General features: G+C 75.3%; 3 protein-coding genes and 2 pseudogenes. 2 read left to right on the plus strand and 3 right to left on the minus strand.

Annotated elements, in window-relative coordinates; genetic code table 11:
• Positions 1 to 214: pseudogene (locus tag RYN42_RS19675) on the minus strand (hypothetical protein); the annotation flags it as partial.
• 151 nt (positions 215 to 365) lie between these two features.
• On the minus strand, positions 366 to 692 hold the full coding sequence (locus RYN42_RS19680; RefSeq protein WP_315099168.1) for an FmdB family zinc ribbon protein: 327 nt from the start codon (positions 690 to 692) through the stop codon (positions 366 to 368).
• A gap of 156 nt (positions 693 to 848) precedes the next feature.
• On the opposite strand from RYN42_RS19680, the gene RYN42_RS19685 reads away from it, so the two are divergent.
• The gene (locus RYN42_RS19685) at positions 849 to 3,419 is read left to right on the plus strand and encodes a penicillin acylase family protein (RefSeq protein ID WP_315099171.1); all 2,571 of its coding nucleotides are present in this window, start codon (positions 849 to 851) and stop codon (positions 3,417 to 3,419) included.
• Positions 3,420 to 3,423: 4 nt separating this feature from the next.
• On the opposite strand, the gene RYN42_RS19690 is transcribed toward RYN42_RS19685, so the two are convergent.
• Entirely contained in the window at positions 3,424 to 4,062 is a 639-nt protein-coding gene (locus tag RYN42_RS19690; protein WP_315099174.1) for a 5-formyltetrahydrofolate cyclo-ligase, read from the minus strand.
• Between the two features lie 146 nt (positions 4,063 to 4,208).
• Between RYN42_RS19690 and RYN42_RS19695 the strand changes: the two are divergent.
• Positions 4,209 to 4,643: pseudogene (locus tag RYN42_RS19695) on the plus strand (molybdopterin molybdenumtransferase MoeA); the annotation flags it as partial.

The following is a 4,643-nucleotide window of genomic DNA, read 5'->3' on the forward strand; positions in this document are numbered from 1 at the left end:
GGCCGGCCGCCCGCGCGCGGGCGGCCACGACGACCGCCGTGGTGGGCGGGTCGGGCGGCCGCAGCTCCTGGACGGTGCAGCCGGCCGCGACCCCGAGGAGCACCGCAGCGACGCCGAACCGCGCCCGCCACAGCCCGATGCGGATCACCTGAGCGGGAGGCCGGCGGCGGGTGGCGAGGGGCGGCGGGCGACCGGCGAGCAGCGAGGGCGGCATGGGCGCCGACGCTAGGCCGGCTCGTGGCGGCGGGGCCGCGCGCGTGCTCACCTGGGGACGGGGACGTCCGCGAGGAGGGCTGGGGGCGGCTCGCAAACGAGATCGGCGCCCCCACCGTGAGGTGCGGACGCCGACGGGTCAGGCAGTGGCGTCAGGACGCGGCGGCGGGCTTGGCAGCCGGGGTCGAGGAGGACGACGAGGACGAGGACGACGAGGACGGCGTCGACGAGGACGCCGCGGCGGCGGCCGCTGCCGGGGCTGCGGTGGGGGTCGTGGCGCCGATGGCCGACGACTTCGCACCCGCGCGCGCGTCGTTGCGGTAGAAGCCGGAGCCCTTGAACACGACACCGACGGAGGAGAAGACCTTGCGCAGGCGTCCCTCGCACTCGGGGCAGACCGTGAGGGAGTCGTCGCTGAAGGACTGCACGATCTCGAAGGCGTGACCGCACGCCGTGCAGGCGTAGGAGTAGGTGGGCACTGAAGGTCTCCTGGCAGCTGATCGAGCAGTCCGAGCGGACTGGCACTCGCGTCGTCCGAGTGCCAATCGTAACCGTTCGTCCGGCGCAGGCATTCCGGGCGTCCGCCCGCGGCGCTGCGGCGGCCGGAGCCGGGGCAGCGAAGTACCCTCCGAAGCGTGTCCCGTCGTCGCGCCGTCCGCCTCTCCCTGATCGCCGTCGCCGCGGTCGTCGTCCTCGCGCTCGTGGCGGTGCTGGTGACCGCCGCCGTCGTGGTCCGGCGTCCGCTGCCGGAGGTCTCCGGGGAGGAGCGGCTGCCCGGGCTCGAGGCCGACGTGACGGTGACCCGCGACGACCGCGGGGTGCCCACCATCACGGCGACCACGCCGGCCGACCTGTTCCGGGCCCAGGGCTACGTGGCCGCGCAGGACCGCTTCTTCGAGATGGACTACCGCCGCCACGTGACGTCGGGCCGGCTCTCGGAGCTGGTCGGCGAGAACGAGGACGCGCTCGCGGCGGACAAGGTGATCCGGACGTTCGGCTGGCGCGCGGTCGCCGAGCAGGAGTGGGACCTGGTGGAGCCGGCCACGCGTGACGCGCTGCAGGCCTACGCCGACGGCGTCAACGCCTACCTCGCCGACCGGGACCTGGGCTCCGTCGCCGTCGAGTACAGCGTGCTGGGCCTGCAGGTGGAGGTCGGCGAGCCGCAGGAGTGGGACCCGGTCGACTCGCTCGCGTGGCTCAAGGCCATGGCCTGGGACCTGCGCGGCAACTACGACGCCGAGCTGGAGCGCGCCGCGTCGTTCTCGGCGGTGCGGGACGCCGCCCGCGTCGACGAGCTCTTCCCCGCCTACCCGCAGGACCTCAACCTGCCCATCCTCTCGGCGGCCGACCTGCCCCTGGTGACCCCGCAGCAGACGGCGGCGGCCACGGCCCCCCCGCTCGACCTGGACGACGCCGACCTGCAGGCGGCGATGGCCTCGGCGGAGGCCGCCCTCGCGGCGGTGCCGCACGTCATGGGCGACGGCGAGGGCGTCGGCTCCAACTCGTGGGTCGTCTCGGGCGAGCTCACCGCGTCCGGCAAGCCCCTGCTGGCCAACGACCCGCACCTCGGCATCTCGGCGCCCGGCATCTGGCAGCAGGTCGGGCTGCGCTGCGACGAGGTCTCGACCGCGTGCCCGTTCGACGTCTCGGGCTTCGCGTTCGCCGGCATGCCCGGCGTGGTCATCGGCCACAACGCCTCGCTCGCGTGGGGGCTGACCAACCTGGGCGCCGACGTCACCGACTTCTTCCTGGAGCGCGTCGACGGCACCACCACCCGGTTCGACGGCGCCGACGTCCCGCTCACGCAGCGGACCGAGATCATCCGCGTGGCCGGCGGCGAGGACGTCGAGCTGATCGTCCGGCAGTCCGTGCACGGGCCGATCGTGTCCGACGTGCTCGACCTCGACGGCGTCCGGACGTCTCCCGTTCCCGACGACGCCCCCGGGCGTGGCTTCCAGGTCGCGCTCGGCTGGACCGCCCTGCAGCCGGGCCGGACCATGGACGCGGTGCTCGCGATCAACGTGGCACGCGACGCCGCGGACATCCAGGCCGCCGCCGCGCTGTTCGACGTGCCGTCGCAGAACATCGTCTTCGCGACGACCGACGGCCACATCGGCTACCAGGCGCCCGGTCGTATCCCGGTCCGCGCCAACGTCCCCGGGGGTGCCGTCCCGTCGGACGGCACCTGGCCGCGCCCGGGCTGGGACAGCCGGTACGACTGGCAGGGTTTCGTCGATGCGGAGCAGATGCCGCGCGCGCTGGACCCCGTCGAGGGGTTCGTCGTGACGGCCAACCAGGCGGTCACCCCGGCCGGCGTCGGCCCCTTCCTCACGGACGACTGGGACTACGGCTACCGCGCCCAGCGCATCCGCGAGCTGCTCACCACCGCGACGGCCGCCGGCAAGGTCGACGTCGAGGACATGGGCCGGATCCAGACCGACCAGCACAGCCCGTTCGCGGACGTGCTGGTCCCCGTGCTGCTCACGCTGGACGTGGAGAACTCGTTCGACGACGACGGACAGGAGCTGCTGCGCGGCTGGGACCGCGTGCAGTCGGCCGACTCGGCGGCGGCGGCGTACTTCGCGGCCGTCTGGGCGGAGCTGCTCGGCTCGGCGTTCGCCGACGACCTGCCCGACGACCACGGCCCGAACGGCGGCTCGCGCTGGCTCGAGGTGGTCCGCCGCCTGATCGAGGAGCCGGCGTCACCGTGGTGGGACGACAAGTCCACGCCCGGTGTCGTGGAGGGCCGCGACGAGGTGCTCACCCGCGCCCTGGTCACCGCCCGCCGCCAGCTCACCGCGCAGCTCGGCAGGGACGCCTCCAGCTGGCGGTGGGGACAGCTGCACACCGCAGCCCCCGAGCACCCCGTGCTGGGCGGCTCCTCGCTACCCGGGGTCGTCCGCGGCCTGGTGAACCCGGACCCGGTGGCGGTCGGCGGCGGGTCCTCGATCGTCGACGCCACCGCGTGGGACGCGTCCTCCGGCTCGTTCACCGTGACCGCGGCACCGTCCATGCGCATGGTGGTCGACCTGGGTGACCTCGACGCGTCCACCTGGGTCACGTTCACCGGCACGTCCGGCCACCCGGCGAGCGTGCACTACGCCGACCAGCTGGGGCCGTGGTCGCGCGGCGAGACGTTCCCGTGGCCGTTCACGCAGACGGCGACCGAGGCCGACGCCCGGGACCGGCTGACGCTCACGCCCTGAGGCGTCACGACCCGATGAGGTGCCACTCCTCCGGCGTGGCCACCGCGTCCACCAGCCGGTCGTGGCGCTCGCGCGGCAGCGGGCGGGTCTGCGCGTCGTAGAGCTCCTCCGGGAAGACGAGCGCGACCACCGGAGCGCCCGGTCGCAGGTGCGTGAGGGCCCGGTCGTACCAGCCGCCACCCTGGCCGAGCCGCGCTCCGGACGTGTCGACGGCCAGCGCCGGGGCGATGACGACGTCCGCCTCCGCCAGGGCGGCCGCGCCCAGCGTGGGTCCGCCCGGCTCGGGCGGGCGGCCCGGTGCACGCTCGCGCAGGTCGTCCACGCCGCCGTACTCGGCCCACTCGCGTTGCAGGCCGCTGCCCAGCACGGGCAGGAGCAGGCGGACCCCGCGGGCGGACAGGGCCTCGAGGAGGGGTCCGGTGCCGGGCTCGGTGGCCCGCGCGGCGTACACGGACACGCAGGAGGCGTCGGCGACGGCCGGGATGGTGAGGACCACGTCGGCGAGCGACCGCGCGGCGGCCTCGCGGAGTCGTACGGAGCGGGTCCGGCGCGCGGCGCGGATGGCCACCCGGAGCCGCTCCTTGACGTCGTCGACCTCGTCCCCCTCGGTCACACGCGGATAGGGCTGGGCGACGCTGCTCATGGGGACCAGTGTCGCAAACTCGCGAGGCCCCCCACGACCGTCTGGGGGAGGAGTTGTCCGGACTTGCGCCCCCGGCCGGACGAGTTCGCGGGGGACTCTCAGCACGCCGCCCACCGACGGGCCCGTCCGGCGGGCACAATGCCCGGATGAGATCGGTCCAGGATCACCTCGCGGCCGTGCTGGCCGCCGTCGGACCGGTCGCACCGCTCGACGTCGTGCTGCGCGACGCCGTCGGCTGCATCCTCGCCGCGGACGTCGTCGCGACGCACGACCTGCCGGGTCTCGCGCTCGCGTCCCGCGACGGGTACGCCGTCGCGGCGCACGAGACCGCGGGCGCCGGGTATGCCAGCGCGCACAGCCTGCCGGTCGCGCACGACGTCCGGCCCGGGTCCGGCCCGCTGCGGCTGGTGCCCGGCACGGCGGTGCGCATCGCCTCGGGTGCGCCGCTGCCCCTGGGCGCGGACGCGGTGGTGCCCCTGGAGGAGACCGACCGCGGGACCGCCCGCGTGGCCATGCAGCGCCCTGCCGTGTCTGGCCAGCACGTGCGCGCCGCCGCGTCCGACGTCCGCGCGGGCGACGTG

The sequence above is a fragment of the uncultured Cellulomonas sp. genome (assembly GCF_963527515.1).
Taxonomy (GTDB): Bacteria; Actinomycetota; Actinomycetes; order Actinomycetales; family Cellulomonadaceae; genus Cellulomonas.

What these genes read in the sequence shown, in the direction of transcription:
- RYN42_RS19690 (WP_315099174.1), bottom strand. Translation starts at nt 4,062, where the DNA reads ATGAGCAGCGTCGCCCAGCCCTATCCGCGTGTGACCGAGGGGGACGAG.